Source organism: Paenibacillus sp. UNC217MF (genome assembly GCF_000686865.1).
GTDB classification, from domain to species: Bacteria; Bacillota; Bacilli; order Paenibacillales; family Paenibacillaceae; genus Paenibacillus_B; species Paenibacillus_B suaedae.
In genome coordinates this window covers 849917-866447 of record NZ_KK366027.1, presented here as the reverse complement: position 1 = coordinate 866447, position 16531 = coordinate 849917, and the positions used below count along the sequence as shown (strand labels likewise).

General features: G+C 47.7%; 13 protein-coding genes. 8 read left to right on the top strand and 5 right to left on the bottom strand.

Annotated features, from left to right (window positions below):
• Positions 1–214 precede the first annotated feature (214 nt).
• The 7 genes from BP95_RS0119860 (at position 215) to gyrA (ending at position 11603) form a co-directional block, all read left to right on the top strand.
• On the top strand, positions 215–2011 hold the full coding sequence (locus BP95_RS0119860) for an ABC transporter ATP-binding protein (protein ID WP_028533075.1): 1797 nt from the start codon (positions 215–217) through the stop codon (positions 2009–2011).
• Complete coding sequence (locus BP95_RS0119855; RefSeq protein ID WP_028533074.1) at positions 2008–3888, top strand: ABC transporter ATP-binding protein; 1881 nt, start codon at positions 2008–2010, stop codon at positions 3886–3888. The genes BP95_RS0119860 and BP95_RS0119855 overlap by 4 nt, the downstream gene beginning before the upstream one ends.
• A 218-nt stretch (positions 3889–4106) precedes the next feature.
• On the top strand, positions 4107–4928 hold the full coding sequence (locus BP95_RS0119850; RefSeq protein WP_021254617.1) for a GDSL-type esterase/lipase family protein: 822 nt from the start codon (positions 4107–4109) through the stop codon (positions 4926–4928).
• Positions 4929–4967: 39 nt separating this feature from the next.
• On the top strand, positions 4968–5933 hold the full coding sequence (locus tag BP95_RS0119845; protein ID WP_028533073.1) for an ABC transporter ATP-binding protein: 966 nt from the start codon (positions 4968–4970) through the stop codon (positions 5931–5933).
• Positions 5926–6915: an ABC transporter permease gene (locus BP95_RS0119840; protein WP_021254615.1), complete on the top strand. Its 990-nt coding sequence runs from the start codon at positions 5926–5928 to the stop codon at positions 6913–6915. The genes BP95_RS0119845 and BP95_RS0119840 overlap by 8 nt, the downstream gene beginning before the upstream one ends.
• A gap of 233 nt (positions 6916–7148) precedes the next feature.
• Positions 7149–9140: a DNA topoisomerase IV subunit B gene (parE, locus tag BP95_RS0119835; RefSeq protein ID WP_021254614.1), complete on the top strand. Its 1992-nt coding sequence runs from the start codon at positions 7149–7151 to the stop codon at positions 9138–9140.
• Between the two features lie 15 nt (positions 9141–9155).
• Positions 9156–11603: a DNA gyrase subunit A gene (gene gyrA, locus BP95_RS0119830; RefSeq protein WP_021254613.1), complete on the top strand. Its 2448-nt coding sequence runs from the start codon at positions 9156–9158 to the stop codon at positions 11601–11603.
• Here the strand turns inward: gyrA and BP95_RS33620 are convergent.
• Positions 11600–11767 carry a hypothetical protein gene (locus tag BP95_RS33620; RefSeq protein WP_175460722.1) on the bottom strand — a complete coding sequence of 56 codons (168 nt, stop codon included), beginning with the start codon at positions 11765–11767 and terminating at the stop codon, positions 11600–11602. The two genes, gyrA and BP95_RS33620, sit on opposite strands and share 4 nt — an antisense overlap.
• Before the next feature lie 226 nt (positions 11768–11993).
• On the opposite strand from BP95_RS33620, the gene BP95_RS0119820 reads away from it, so the two are divergent.
• A complete protein-coding gene (locus BP95_RS0119820) occupies positions 11994–12464 on the top strand; it encodes a MarR family winged helix-turn-helix transcriptional regulator (RefSeq protein WP_021254611.1) in 471 nt (156 codons plus the stop codon).
• Position 12465: 1 nt separating this feature from the next.
• Here BP95_RS0119820 and BP95_RS0119815 read toward each other — a convergent pair whose 3' ends face one another.
• The 4 genes from BP95_RS0119815 to BP95_RS0119800 all read right to left on the bottom strand — a co-directional run bounded on the left by BP95_RS0119815 (position 12466) and on the right by BP95_RS0119800 (position 16482).
• Entirely contained in the window at positions 12466–13836 is a 1371-nt protein-coding gene (locus tag BP95_RS0119815; protein WP_021254610.1) for a CapA family protein, read from the bottom strand.
• A gap of 220 nt (positions 13837–14056) precedes the next feature.
• Positions 14057–14770 (bottom strand): RluA family pseudouridine synthase, encoded by a 714-nt coding sequence (locus BP95_RS0119810; protein ID WP_021254609.1) that lies wholly within the window; start codon positions 14768–14770, stop codon positions 14057–14059.
• 6 nt (positions 14771–14776) lie between these two features.
• Positions 14777–15640, bottom strand: coding sequence for a class I SAM-dependent methyltransferase (locus BP95_RS0119805; RefSeq protein WP_028533072.1), 864 nt, complete (start codon positions 15638–15640; stop codon positions 14777–14779).
• A gap of 140 nt (positions 15641–15780) precedes the next feature.
• Entirely contained in the window at positions 15781–16482 is a 702-nt protein-coding gene (locus BP95_RS0119800) for a response regulator transcription factor (protein WP_021254607.1), read from the bottom strand.
• Positions 16483–16531: the final 49 nt, after the last annotated feature.

Below are 16531 nucleotides of genomic sequence, written 5' to 3'. Positions count from 1 at the left end.
CTGGGCATATGCTTGGTAAGCGTTCTTTGTTGAATAATGAACGACAAGTCAGTAAATCAGACGATTTAAAAGAAATGAATGGATATGTTACTGCAAAGCTCGGAAAAATCGGGCACAAACGGCATTATGATGAAATTGGCGTTTTGCTGTTGTGTTTTCATGATGATAAACTGCATTACATCTCACGAGAACGTAGAAAAGGGGAGGAGAAATCATGAACGTCTTCAAGCGGCTAAGCACTTTTTACTGGCCGAAAAAAGGCTACCTATTCGTATCTATACTTTGCTTGATGGCGGCAACAGCGCTCGGATTGGTGTATCCCAATATGCTGCGCATCTTGATTGACGACGTCATAGCAAAAGAACGATTCGATTGGGTGCCTTGGCTGTCATTGACGGTGGTCGTCGTTGTCAGCATCAAAGGCACCCTCACATTTTTACACGGCTATTTTGGCGGTCGTCTAGGCAACTATGTTGCCTACGAAATGAGAAATGCCTGCTATCGCAAGCTGCAATTCCTTTCATTCCGCTACTATGACAAGGCAAGAACAGGGGATTTGATGTCCCGCTTGACTGCAGATCTTGAAGGGATACGCAACTTTGTTGGGTTCGGCTTCGCACAAATTTTGAATATGGTGCTGATGGTTCTATTTGGCGCGGGAATGATGTTCTCAATTGATTGGAAGTTAACGCTAACAACGCTTATCCCGATACCGCTGTTAATTCTAGTCGCGCTTCGGTTTGAATCTAAGATACATCCGGCCTTCCGCGAAATGCGCGTCGCCTTCAGCCGCCTGACAACGGCAGTACAGGAGAATATTACGGGCGTTCGTACGGTCAAATCTTTCGCGCGTGAAAGCCATGAAGTTGATAAATTCTCTGTACGGTCTGAAGCGTATAAGGAAAATCAAATTCATGCTGCGACACTATGGGGACGATACTTCCCTGTGATGGAACTTCTTGCTTGCTGCTGTGTGGTCATGCTGCTTGCGCTTGGCGGTACGAAGGTCATTAACAAGGAGCTGTCGCTTGGTGAATTAGTTGCCTTCTTCAGTATGATCTGGTACATTATTGGCCCGATGTGGGGAATTGGCTTCCATATCAATAACTATACGCAATCGAAGGCATCTGGAGAGCGTGTGCTGGAACTGCTGGATACCCCAATTGACATCGCGAACAATGATCGTGCGGTTGTATTGAATGATGAAGAAGTTAAGGGACATGTTCAATTCAAAGATGTTACCTTCCGCTATGAAGGTGATGTAAACGCTCTTAGCCACATTACGCTAGACGCAACACCTGGGAAGGTGATTGGATTGCTTGGCGGTACAGGAGCGGGCAAGTCAACGATTATTCAACTGCTCATGCGCGCGTATGATGTGAAGTCAGGTAGCATTATGCTGGATGGTCATGATATTCGAGACTTGGATGTGAAGAGTCTCCGCAGTCAGATGGCTACCGTATTCCAAGAGACGTTCCTGTTCTCATCTTCGATCTATAACAACATTGCTTACGGACGAGATGATGTGACCGAAGAAGAAGTGGTGCGAGCAGCCAAGCTTGCGCAAGCACACGACTTCATTATGGAGCTGCCGCTTGGCTATGATACGATTGTGGGCGAACGCGGTATGGGACTCTCAGGCGGTCAGAAGCAGCGGATTGCGATTGCCCGCGCGCTGCTGAAAGATCCGAAGATTTTGATTTTGGATGACGCAACAAGTGCCGTTGACATGGATACTGAACACGCGATTCAGGCTGGCTTCCAAGAGGTTATGCGTGGACGTACGGTATTTATAATCGCACACCGTATCTCGTCGCTGCGGCATGCAGATGAGATTCTGGTATTGGATCAAGGGAGCATCGCACAGAGAGGTACTCATGAGCAATTGATTGAGGTGCCGGGTACCTATCAAGATGTATATCGTATTCAGTATGCTGATAAGTTTGAGTCAGAAGATCAGATGGATTCTACAACCGATGGAACGTCGAACAGAGAGCAGGTGAGAGTATGAGTGGAGCACGATTCACAGCAGCATCCACGGCGGCGAGCCCGGCGCATGAAGACGAGAACACAGCTGCGGAGAACGCAGAACGTAAGCGTTCCCGATTCGTCTATCAAGATGATGAAGCAATAGAAAAGCCGTTCAACTGGGCTCAGATGCGCCGCCTGCTGGTGTACATGAAGCCGTATAAACGCCAACTGCTGCCGGTATTGTTGGTAATGATGGTTCTGGGTACGCTTACGAAACTGGCAATCCCATTTCTCATCAGCTATGCCATTGACCATGCGATACAGCCCGCTGACGGAAATCCATCGCTGCGTATGCTGTATATGATCGCGGGAACGGTGTTTGGACTTTATATTGTGCAGTGGGGCGCCAATGCGTTCCGCATCAAATTTATGAATGTGATTGGCCAGCGCATTATTCATGATTTGCGAGGGGATCTGTTCAAGCACATTCAGAAGCTGTCATTCCATTTCTATGACAAACGTCCAGCTGGTTCCGTGCTAGTGCGCGTGACGAACGACGTCAACTCCTTGCAGGAACTGTTCACGAACGGTGCTGTCAACACTCTAATTGATTGCATGCAGCTGGCAGGTATTATCATTATCCTCTTGTTCTTGAATGTTCAGCTTGCACTGGCAGTTATGATTACGGTTCCAATCATGTTCTTAGTGTCGACGAAGCTGCGGAAGAAGATCCGCTTCGCTTGGCAGGACGTCCGTATGAAGCAATCGCGGATTAATTCTCACTTGAACGAGGCGATCCAAGGCGTTCGTGTCACTCAAGCGTATACACAAGAAAAGCAGAACATGGAATTCTTCGATCATATGAACAATGTGAATAAGAAGTCTTGGGATCGCGCTTCTGCCATGAACCAATCGTTCGGCCCTGTTATCGAGATAACAAGTGCTGTAGGTGCATTTATTCTATTCATGTACGGCTCCTATTTGATCCAGAGCCATGTGATTACGGTTGGGGTACTATTCGCATTTGCCCAATACATCGGGAACTTCTGGGAACCTATTAATCGCTTGGGGCAAATGTATTCGCAAATGCTAATTGCCATGGCTTCTTCGGAACGCATCTTTGAATTTATGGATGAACAGCCATCTATTGAGGATACAGCGAAATCAAAAGTGCTTCCACCAATCCATGGCGATGTGGAATTCGAGAACATAATGTTCGAATACGAGAAGGGACGTCCCGCGTTGAAAGGCATTTCATTATCAGCCAAGGCAGGCGAGTCCATCGCGTTAGTCGGACACACAGGTTCCGGTAAGAGTACGATTATCAATTTGTTGTGCCGTTTCTACGATACGACAGAAGGTCGTGTCACCATTGACGGTCATGATATTAAGCAAGTTACAATTGAAAGTCTGAGGTCGCAGGTTGGTATTGTATTGCAAGATACCTTCATCTTCTCAGGTACGATACGAGATAATATTCGCTTCGGCCGTCTCGACGCAACAGATGCGGAGGTAGAAGCGGCAGCACGGGCCGTGTATGCGCATGACTTCATTGCAAGTATGAAAGATGGCTATGACACTGAGGTCGAGGAACGCGGGAATGTGCTGTCCATGGGTCAGCGTCAGCTTATCTCGTTCGCACGTGCCTTGCTTGCAAACCCTAGAATATTAATTCTTGATGAAGCGACTGCAAGTATTGATACCGAGACCGAATTAAAGATTCAAGAAGCATTGAAGACGTTGCTGCAGGGTAGAACCTCCTTCATTATTGCGCACAGGTTGTCTACGATTCGCAATTGTGACAATATCGTTGTGCTTGACCATGGGGTTATTCAGGAACAAGGCACGCATGATCAATTGATGAATCTGCGTGGCACTTATTACAATCTAGTAGCGGCTCAGTATAAGTACATGTAGTCGCACCGCGTGTAGCGATAGAGCGATTCTGCTGCTTGTAATTGCTTCTGTGTTTTGTACAATCGTATAGGAGATTGATGAAAGAGGCGGCCGAATTGATCGGTCGCCTCCCTTGTTACCAGGGAACGTGGTAACAGCTGACTCAGTTTGCAAATAGGAACCTGAACAGGTAATGTAAAGGGAGAACAGAGTTCAGGGATTGAGACAGGAGGACTAGGATGAGTCGTAAAACGGCATCGCGGCAATGGTTATGGATTGCTTCATGCGGCGTGGGATGTACGCTGCTCTTGCTCGTTGGCTTCGGACTTGGAATTGCGGATATTATCTATCCTGCTTCTGTTCCGTTTGCGGATGCGCCTGGGGTGAAGACTTCACCGACAACAGATACCGCCACTCACTCGGAGCAAGAGATACGGATTGCTGCTCTTGGGGATTCTTTGACAAGAGGTACTGGCGACGGGACGGGACAAGGATATGTACGACGTGTGTTGAGTACGCTTGAGAAGAGCAAGGAGAAGCCGGTTACGCTTCTGAACAATCTGGCAGTGAACGGGCTTCGTGCAGATCAGCTTGTGGAACGAATAGAGAAGGATAGTGCGGGTTATGTATTGAAGCAAGCGAATGTCATCCTACTAACGATTGGCGGCAATGACTTATTCCAAGGTGCTCAATCGGAACAGATGAGCGCCAAGGAAATGCAGCTCGATACACTCGTAGCCAAGGTGGATGCTGGCATTGTCCACTTGAAACAGGTGCTGACTCAACTGCGTAAATGGAACCCGGATGCGCTTATCATCTATGTAGGACTGTATAATCCATTCTCGGATCTGCAGGCGATGCGTGAAATAGGAAATGCCGTCGTTCAGAAATGGAACGATTCAGCTTATGCGTTTATCAATAAGGACAAGAATATGATGATGGTTCCAACCTACGATTTGTTCCAGCGGAACAGCAGCAAATATTTATCTTCTGATCATTTTCATCCTAATGGAGACGGATATGATGCCATTGCGAAGCGGATTGTGCAGAGCATTCAATAATAGAAGGACACTAGAGGACGGCCAGGAGGTGGCTTAGTGATGGAGCATGCGAAGGAAGTTATATTATCTGTAGAACATGTGAAGAAGAAAATAGGCTCTAAGCTGATTATCAAGGATGTAACTTTCGAGGTTCGAGCAGGCGAAATTTTTGGCTTCCTCGGGCCGAATGGGTCTGGCAAGACAACGACTATTCGAATGCTGGTGGACTTGATTACTCCCACTTCAGGCCGGATTCAAGTATGTGGTCTGGATGTGAATCGAGATCCGGAGCGGGCCCTGCGGCATGTTGGCTGTATCGTAGAGAACCCGGAAATGTATAACTTTCTGACAGGATGGGAAAATTTAGAACATTTCGCGCGGATGGTAAGCGGCATTGGTCAAGAACGCATTCAAGAAGTTGTCGAGATCGTTGGGTTGTCGAATCGAATTCATGATAAAGTGAAGACCTATTCGTTAGGGATGAGACAACGGCTTGGGATCGCGCAAGCATTGCTTGCTGAACCGAAGCTGCTCATTCTGGATGAACCCACGAATGGATTGGATCCACTCGGCATTAAGGAGCTGCGATCATTTATCCGTACGCTGGCTGACAGTGGTATGGCTGTGTTCGTCTCGAGTCACTTGTTAAGTGAAATTCAACTAATGTGTGATCGCGTTGCGATTATCAGCCATGGTGAAGTGCTTGCTGTAGATGATGTCGAACAGCTGCTTACGGGACGCAATCAGTTCGTAGTATGGCAGGCACAGCCTGCGGAGCGGGCTATGGAGATGTTAGCAGAAAACGACGGGGTTACAATTTATAGCCGAGAGACAGCGCCGATTGACGAGTCTACCTTGATCGGGATACCTGACTACGCAATCGTAACGGAAACTGCACCGGATATCATTCCAGAACTGAATCGCAAGATGATGCATGCCGGCATCCAAATCGAAGGAATCCAGCATATTATGCCTACCCTAGAACAGCTATTTCTAGAATTAACGGAGGGTGAACGCATTGAGTAGCTTGCTGCCGCTTATCCACAATGAGACATTAAAAGTGTTGAAGAAAAAACGATTTTATGTCATCATGCTCATATTGATCGTGTTAATTCCTGTCTTCACATATGCGCAAATGAAGATGGCGGAAAATAGTAGGGAGAAGTTCAAAGAGGACTGGCGACTGGAGTTGCAGCAGCGCATCACCGATATTCAAAATTCGCTCGGAAGCGACCGAATACCCGAGGAGTGGAAGAAGTATCGGCTCATTATGCTGCAGCAGCTGCAATATTATTTGGACCATGATGTCAATCCGAGTGAGCCGAATGGGGTGACATTTACCCGTACTTTTATGGACAATGCAGTAACTCTGTTCATTCCGCTGCTTGTTATGGCGATTGCTTCGGACATCGTTTCATCGGAGCGGTCTACCGGCACGATCAAGATGCTGCTGACTAGACCGGTTCGCAGGTGGAAGGTGTTAATGAGCAAATGGATTGTCCTGATGATGTTTACCGGAATCATTGTCGTGATGACAGCACTGCTTGCTTATTTGATTTCAGGGGCGGTCTTCGGGTATGGAGGTTGGTCTTTTCCGATATTTACCGGATTCTCGGTAGCGGGCACGAACGTGGATTTCAATGCCGTACATACGCTTCCCTCATGGCTGTACTTGCTTATGCAATGTGGCCTTATCTGGTTCTCCAGCATCGTAGTCGCAGCACTTGGGTTTATGATATCCGTGCTCGTCCGGAGCACAGCGGCAAGTATTGTAACCTTAATGGCTACCCTGATTGCAGGTACCATCTTGTATAATATGGCCTCTTCTTGGCCGACTGCCAAATATCTGTTCATGATTAACTTGAAATTGACGGACTATATGGCGGGTACTCCGGCCCCTGTAGAAGGGATGAGCTTGCCGTTCTCGCTTGCTGTATTAAGTGTATGGGGCATTATTTCCCTATTCATTGCATTCCGTGTCTTTACGAAACAGGACATCTTGAATTAAAATATACAAGAATGCGAAACATCTGTTTGCATCCGGACGATATAAGTAATGGGGCATTTTGTTGTTCCTCTCGTCCGGCAGCGGCAGATTTTCTTTTGCCAACGAAGGTTGGAACGCTAATAAGGTAGCATTTTATTTATGAAGTACGCATTTGGTATGAAGCACGTATTATGGTATGGAACGCGCATGATTATTGATTATGCACTACATGTATTTTTGAAGGAGGAGCATGAATGGTCGAGCAAGTCGATATGTTCGGACAGTCGCCTGAGAATGGGGGGGCATCTGGCAACCGCAATTCTGAGTATGGGGCTGACGACATTCAAGTGCTCGAAGGGCTTGTCGCGGTACGCAAACGGCCAGGGATGTATATTGGCAGTACAAGCTCCTCGGGGCTGCATCATCTGGTATGGGAAATCGTAGACAACGCTGTCGACGAGCATCTCGCCAAATTTTGCTCTCAGATTGATGTGACAATTCACAAGGACCAGTCGGTCACCGTTCGAGACAATGGACGAGGAATTCCGACAGGTATGCATAAGACAGGGGTACCGACCCCGCAGGTCGTCTATACGATCTTGCATGCGGGTGGTAAGTTCGGTGGTGCAGGCTATAAGAAATCTGGCGGTCTGCACGGCGTTGGCGCTTCAGTCACGAATGCGTTATCGGAATGGCTTGAGGTGGAGATTTGTCGAGACGGCAAGATTCATCGCATGCGCTTTGAGACATGGACGGATAAGAAAGGCAAAGAGCATGTCGGCGAACCGGTAACGGGGCTGGAGATTGTCGGTAATACGAATCGCACAGGCACGAAGGTAACATTCAAGCCGGATGTGAAGGTATTCCATGGCAATATTCATTTGAATTATGACAATCTTGCTGAACGATTGCAGGAGATTGCATTTTTGAACTCTGGCTTACGGGTCACATTGAAAGATGAGCGGACAGGGAAGGAAGAAACTTTCCTTTATGAAGGCGGAGCAAGCGAGTTTGTACGCTTTTTAAATGAAGATAAAAACGTGCTGCATGAAGTGATTCATTTCACTGCTGAGAAGGATGATGTTGAGGTTGAGATTGCACTTCAATATAACGATGGGTATACGGAGACAATCGTATCGTTTGTAAACTCGATCCCAACTCGTGGCGGCGGTACGCATGAGACAGGCTTCAAGACAGCCTACACGCGTGTGATGAATGAATATGCGCGCAAGAACAGCTTGTTGAAGGAAAAGGATAAAAACCTAGACGGCAACGACCTACGGGAAGGCATGATGTCGGTCATTAATGTGAAGATGTCCGATGTGGAATTTGTCGGTCAGACGAAGGATCAGCTCGGTAGTGCCATGGCTAGGGGCGCTGTAGATACAATCGTAGCAGAGCATATGAGCATTTTCCTGGAGGAGAACCCACAAATTGCGCAGATGTTAGTCAAGAAGGCCATTCAGGCGTCAAGGGCGCGTGAAGCGGCACGTAAGGCGAGAGAGGATGTGCGCTCAGGCAAGAAGCGCAGCGAGAGCTCAAACCTTAACGGCAAGCTGACACCAGCGCAGTCTAAGGATTATACACGCAATGAGCTCTTTATCGTCGAAGGGGACTCGGCGGGCGGTTCTGCGAAGCAAGGGCGCGATTCCAAGACGCAGGCAATCCTGCCGCTGAAGGGGAAGCCGATGAACCCGGAGAAGGCCAAGCTGGCCGACATCTTGAAGAATGATGAATATCGGACAATTATCCATGCAATCGGAGCAGGGGTAGGCTCCGACTTCGATGCGGATGAGAGCAACTACGCGAAGATCATTATTATGACAGATGCCGATACTGACGGTGCGCATATTCAGGTGCTGCTGCTCACGTTCTTCTATCGTTATATGCGTCAGCTTATTGATAAGGGCAAGGTATATATTGCACAGCCTCCGCTCTATAAGATATCGCATAAGAAGGGCAAGCACTCGACGGTTCGCTATGCTTGGACGGATGAGCAGCTTGCCAGCTACGTGAAGCAGTTCGGACAAAGCGCTGAAATTCAACGCTATAAGGGTCTTGGCGAAATGAATCCCGATCAACTGTGGGAAACGACGATGGATCCGGAGACGAGAACACTGCTGCAGGTGCAGATCGATGACGCTGCCAAGGCAGAGCGCCGTGTGACGACATTAATGGGCGACAAGGTGGAGCCGCGTAAGCGCTGGATCGTAGAGAACGTTGACTTTGCGGAGTTCGAGGAATAGAAAGGTGAGAGACACATGAGCGTATCGGAACAATTCAAACCCGCGTTCTTGGAAGACGTGGTTGGCGACCGGTTCGGGCGCTATTCCAAATATATCATTCAAGATCGTGCGATACCCGATGTCAGGGACGGTCTCAAGCCGGTACAGCGACGCATCTTGTATGCAATGTATGAATCCGGCAACACACCGGAAAAGCCATACCGTAAGTCGGCCAAAACGGTCGGGGACGTCATGGGTAATTACCACCCGCACGGGGATTCTTCAATATATGACGGCATGGTGCGCATGGCGCAACCATGGAAGATGGGGCATGTCCTGATTGACGGTCACGGCAACTGGGGGTCAATCGATGATGATCCAGCAGCTGCAATGCGTTATACAGAAGCCAGATTGTCCTCCATTGCAATGGAGCTGCTTCGGGATATTGAGAAAGACACCGTTCCGTTCCGTCCAAATTTTGATAATACGGAAGAAGAGCCTGTTGTATTGCCTTCGCGCTTCCCGAACTTGCTCGTAAATGGTGTTAGCGGGATTTCGTCCGGCTTTGCAACGGAAATTCCCACACATAATTTGCGGGAAGTAATTGAGGCATGCATCGCCATGATCGACAAGCCCGAGATTGATCTGGATGAGATTATTAGCATTGTGCAAGGTCCGGATTTCCCTACAGGCGGAATCATCATGGGTGCGGAAGGCATTCGCGATGCATATCGTTCGGGTAAGGGCCGCATTTACATTCGCGCGAAGACGGATATTGAGGAGATGCGCGGAGGTCGTCAGCAGATCGTCGTTACCGAAATCCCGTATCAGGTCGTGAAGTCGCGTCTCGTGACCGCAATGGAGAACATCCGATTAGAGAAGAAAGTAGACGGTATTGCAGAGGTTCGTGATGAAAGTGGACGCGAAGGGATGCGTATCGTCGTTGAGCTGAAGAAGGACGCGGATGCGAACGGCATTTTGAACTATTTGTTCAAGAAGACCGACTTGCAAGTGACCTATAACTTCAACATGGTAGCGATCGTGAACAAGGCTCCGATGCAAATGGGTATTTTGCCTATGCTCCAAGCCTACATTGAACACCAGAAGGAAGTTGTCACGAATCGTACCCAATATGACTTGTCGAAGGCAGAAGACCGCGCACATGTGTTGGAGGGCTTGGTCAAGGCGCTTGATATATTAGATGCGGTTATCGCGACTATCAAAGCTTCGAAGAATCGTCAGGATGCACAGCATAACTTGATTGAACAATTTGGCTTCTCCGAACGTCAAGCTGATGCGATCTTGACATTGCAACTGTACCGCTTGACGAATCTGGAATTGACTTCATTGATGAAGGAATTAGAGGATATTCGCAAGAAGGTTGCCGACCTTCGTTCGATTCTGGAGAGCAGCAAGAAGCTGATGAAGGTAATTAAGAAGGAACTGACGGATATTCGTGATCGATATGGAATTGATCGCCGTTCAGTCGTGCAGGGGGAAGTCGAGGAAATCAAGGTGAACCTTGAGGTCATCGTAAATGCCGAGGATGTTCTCGTCACCTTGTCCAATGATGGATACATCAAGCGGACGAGTCAGCTATCCTTCACACGATCTGGCGGAGAATGGGATGCATCTGGCGTTAAGGAAGGCGACTACATCCGCCAAATTTATGAAGTGAACACCTTGGATCGCCTGCTTATCTTTACGCAGCGGGGACAATATTTCTCCTTGCCTGTCCATATGATTCCAGAATTCAAGTGGAAGGACAATGGTACAGCCATCGTCAATGTGATTCCGATTGCGAAGGAAGACTCTATCGTAGCTGTTATTCCAGTCAAGTCATTCGCAGACGAGTTGAGTTCGCTCTTGTTCGTTACGCGTCGTGGCCAAGTAAAGCGTACGATGCTCAAGGAATACGAAACCAACCGTACAGGGGCAGTCGCTGCTTGTAAAGTAGCAGACCAAGATGCGTTGTTGGCTGTCATGCTCAGTGATGGGGCAGCAGATCTTCTTCTCGTGACCGAGCAAGGAATGTCTATCCGATTTACAGAAGCGGAAGTGAATCCGATGGGACGCGCAGCTGGTGGTGTTCGTGGAATGCAGCTTAAGGATGACGATGCAATCACAGCAGCTCTTCGGGTCACTGGTGAAGAGGGCGAGATTACTGTTCTAACGGATATTGGATGGGGCAAGCGTTCGTTGCTGCTGGATTACCCAACACAGGGACGCGGCGGTAAAGGAATGGCTACATTCGAGTTCAAAGAAGGGAAGCGAGTGAAGCCGAATGGGAAGAAGTTAATTGGCGCTTACTTCAGTAAAGAGTCGTATCCGATTACGATCATTACGGAACAGGGACGCTTGCATCAGCTTATTACTGAACATGCCCCTCTCATGGATAAGAGAGCGCAAGGCCGAAGCTTGGTTGCAATCGATAAGGAAGATAGTATTGTAAATACGATGATTATTACCCCACCATCCGTCTAATCGAATGGCTTATGCGGTGGATTCAACACATCGTGCAGGGTATTGATAATCTCTAATAGGACCCACAATGGTACGGGCTCATCGAGTCGTTCTATCCATTGTGGGTCTTTTATGATCCCGATCTCCATTGCTTTACGGAAAATACTGGATTTGTCCTGATCCATTGTGTCCCCTCCTCGCAGTTAAAGCATCAAATTAGTGAGAAGTTGGTGTGACAGATGCCTATACAACAGTATATGTGCTAGTTGATTGCTTGGTTCCTGAACTTTCTTTGGCAATAAATTTGTAATTAAATGGCATTATGCTAAGATTAGGGATGTCCTATCCACTTTGCTGTGGTATAATTTAGGTGTTTGTAGATCGACATGGAATAAAGGGGGAGTCGTTTGCATGCATGCAACCGAATTTGCCAAGCTGTGGTCGAAGTTATCCAAGGATTATAAGTCAATGATGGACGAGTCCCTGGCGCCAAGCTTGACAGAGAGCCAGTTAACCGTATTAGAACGAATTGCGGAATATGGGAAGGTTAAGCCTTCTGATCTGTTGCCTCACTTAGCTACGACTCCTGCTGCGATTACAACATTGATGGATCGGATGGAGAAGAATGCTCTAATTATTCGAGAGCGAGACCAGGATGATCGTCGAATTGTGTGGATCCAGGCAACCGAATTCGGAGAACAGGAAATGCGCCGTGGAGTCGCTATTCGAGAGAACTACTGGAATGAAATTTTACATCGGATCTCAACGCATAACCAGCAGCTGCTTATCCTTTTGCTTGGCAAGCTAACTCAGCCGCCACAACCGTCTACTGTTGAGAAAGAGACGGCTGCAGCGTCAGAGCCTGTTCGTGCAGGCCAATAATCTATGGTGAAGGCGAGACATTGAGTATAACCGGTACAGCCGATCTTGAGGCAAGATGGCTTGTCGCGCTGGTTAGCATCTTTTTCATTGCCTGATATTGCTGTGTGCTTAATCGATTGTCAGAATGTGATTTGATCGTTTGTTCCAGTGGGAGTACACGGTACTTGCGCTTGTCACGGGCACCTTCAATATGCACCCATGTTGGAATCGTTGTCACATTTTTTAGTTCGATTGTGCCTTCAGGCATATGCTTATTAATTTCTACACCGAAGATTACTCCAATATCAGTACCATTGCCTGTCTGATTGGATATAAAGTTCCCCATTGAATAAATAATAAGCCCATCGCGCTTAGAGCCGTCGGGCTCTCTTACCGTAATACGCTCATAGGGTTGAATGACATGTGGATGAGAGCCCAATATAATATCTGCTCCAGCTTGGATCAGCGAACGCGCCAGTCGAATTTGCTCTTGATTCGGCGTGTGCTCATATTCAGTGCCGAAATGAATGGCAATTGCGACAACGTCAGCTCCAGCCTTCTTCGTATTCTGAATATCCTGTATCATGCGCTTCTCATCAATGAGAGAAACAAGATAAGGCTTCTGTTTCGGGAGCGGGATGCCATTTGTTCCGTACGTATACGCGAGAATGCCTAGTTGTATTCCGTTTTTCTCAACTAATGTTGGCTGCTTGGATTCCCATAATGAGGCGGAGAGTCCCTTCGTTACCAGCCCTTTTTTCTTCAACACTTCTAATGTGCGCAGGGCTCCGGCTTCATATCGATCTAATGAATGATTGTTCGCCGCCGTTACAATATTGAAGCCTGCGAACTTCAAGGCATCTGCAAGCTCTGGTGGTGCGTTGAACATGGGGTATCCGGTATAGACCTTCTCGCCGCCTAGCAATGGAGTCTCCAGATTCGCCCAGCACCAATCTGCTGTCTCGAGAATAGGCTTCACCTTAGTAAAATAGGTCTTGAAATTGTATGTGCCTGTCTTCTTATTGAAATAGGCAGGAAATTGAGGGGAGTGCATCATAATATCTCCTACCGCAAGAAGCTTGCCGGAAAGAGTATATGGCTTTGCCTTCGTGTTGTTAGGTGGCGTAGTGGCCGTACTAGCCGGGATGTTCGTAGAAGAGTTGAGATGATCGGCATCGGTCGATGAAGGTGAACTGTCCTTATGCTGAGCTAGTGCTGCTTTATGTGCCGGTTGGGGCTTTGTCTGCTGTTCGCTGCCCGTTGTTGATTGCGAACTAGATGCATCTTGATCGACAAGCTGTGATGGCGCGGCAATTGCGCAAGCAGTGGATAAAATCAAGAGAACAATTGTAATGACCAGCAAACCTGTTCGTACATACCGTCCGTTACTCATTTTCCTATTTTCCTCCTTTCATACACGAATAACACCATGCGTTAAATGAGCATGAATGAATGATGACTGTGACTGCTAATGAACTCATCGTGTACAATCGCATCGAGAGAAGGCTGCTTCTCAGCAATGCGATCGTACAGTCACGGTGTTGCGTGCAATGATTATTTACCGAATCGGTAAGATTGCCCCAGCTTGATTGTTGATGTACATGGAGAACACATCAACAGGAAGAATAGATTGCCGGATCCCAGAGATTCCATGGGTATTCCATGGGCGGCTGAGATCTAAACTCCATAACTTCCTTCGTAGTCGGATGGGGGAACGATAGCTGCACAGACCATAGAGCAATCTGCTGACCAGGCTTATTGCGATCAGCGCCGTACTTCTGATCACCATATAATGGACAACCAATCGTTTTCATTTGTACGCGAATTTGGTGCGGTCGTCCGGTATGGAGCTCTATACGCACAAGCGTCATGTCGCCGCTTATGCCAGCTACCTCATAAGACAGGCGTGCCTCCTTGGCTCCTGGAGTTCCAGGAGCAACAGCGCGGACTGTGTTCGTGCGGACATCCTTCAGCAAATGGTGAGTTAGTGTCCCGTTGGTCTTAGCTGGACGGCCGTGAACGACAGCCATGTAAGTCTTGCCCAGCTTGTGTGTGCGAACGACATCAGATAAGCGTGAGGCAGCCTTGCTCGTCTTCGCGAACACCATGGCTCCACCGACAGGACGATCCAATCGGTGGACTAGACCTACATAGACATTGCCAGGCTTCGCATAACGCTCCTTCAAGTCTTGCTTCAGTAAGGTCACCATATCTGCATCCTGCGTATCGTCCGCTTGTGACAAGATATTAACTGGCTTCTCGACAACGATTACGTGATTATCCTCGTATAAGATGCCAATATGCGGAGTTGCAGGTTGGCCTAACATCTATCGTTATGCCTCCCATCTTCCCAATATACCGCAAGGGAGTACCATACCGGACTTCGTAATCGGGATGCCTATTTCACCTGAGGACAGCTTGCCGCCGTAGCGCTTTTTCATTGTCATACTCAGCATATTGCTTAGTACGGTAGGCGAGATCCCAGTCGTATATGAATTGATTTGCAGGAAAAGTGGATTGTCCGACATAATTGTCGTACAGAACTCAAGAAACGGATACAAGCTTTGCTCCAGCTTCCACGTTTCACCGCCAGGTCCTCTACCATAGGAAGGGGGATCCATAATGATGGCGTCATATTTGTTGCCTCTGCGCTGCTCTCTTTGTACGAACTTGAATACATCGTCCGTGATGAAACGGATAGGGTGAGATTCCAAACCGGACAACGCGGCATTTTCCTTCGCCCACTGCACCATCCCCTTAGCAGCATCAACATGGCAGACTTCGGCGCCGGCAGATGCACAGGCCACTGTTGCACCGCCAGTATAAGCGAACAGGTTAAGAACTTTAATTGGACGATTCGCACTCTTAATTTTGTTCATCATCCAGTCCCAGTTTACTGCTTGTTCAGGGAACAGACCTGTGTGTTTAAAGTTCGTTGGCTTAATATAGAACTTGAGATGCTTGTATTCAATCGTCCAACGCTCTGGAATAGGCTTCTTCATATCCCATTGACCGCCGCCGGAGGAACTGCGATGATAATGGCCGTGTACATTGCGCCAAATATCTGTCTCCTTTTCAAGAGGCCATATGATTTGTGGATCGGGACGACGAAGCACAACATCTCCCCAGCGTTCAAGCTTCTCTCCGCCGCCTGTATCAATTAATTCATAGTCTTTCCAGTCAGTAGACATGTACATGTAATGTGACTTCCTTTCTTCTGTTCAAACTTCCTTAACACTAAGCGTTATTGTACTATAAACAAGCCCAAGCTTCCAGAAAGTTTACGAAAGCAATACCCGCATGAGATGAATTCATGCGGGTATTGGTGTAGAGCTGGTTATTCGGTTTGAAATTTGTACCCTACGCCTCGTACGGTTACGATGTAGCGTGGGCGTGTAGGATCCGGTTCAATCTTCTTGCGTAGATTGCTAATATGTACCATGAGTGTTCGTGTATCACCGAAGCTCTCGGTATTCCAGATATGCTGATACAATTGTTCCAACTTGAATACTTTGTTCGGCGATTGCGCCAAATACGCGAGTAAGTCGAATTCTTTGGCAGATAGTGCAACAGCTCTGCCTTGTACGGTCACGGTGTGGCTCTGCAAATCCATCTCCAATTCTTCGTAGGACAGTCTGTGTTGAGCCGAGCGTTGCAGTGCTTGAGCAGACAGAGAGTTGCGGCGCAAATGGGCCTTGACCCTAGCAACGAGTTGACTAGGGCTGAATGGCTTCGTAATGTAATCATCTCCACCGACTGTAAGACCTAATATAATGTCTACATCGTCACTCTTGCAGCTTATAAAGAGGATTGGAACATTCGATGTCTTGCGCACTTCCTTGCATACCTCAATACCATCTAGCGACTTGAGGAGGATGTCCAAAATAATTAAGTCTGGTTCAATTTCCTTCATCATCTGTAAGGCGGTATATCCGTTGTCTGCAACGTATACACGGTAGCCTTCCCTGCGCAAATATAAGGATATGAGTTCGGTAATCTCTATTTCATCATCTACGATTAATATTTTGCTCTCGTTCACTGCAGGTTATCACCTCCGCCACTTCTTTCATTATAGCGAAAATCGTCAG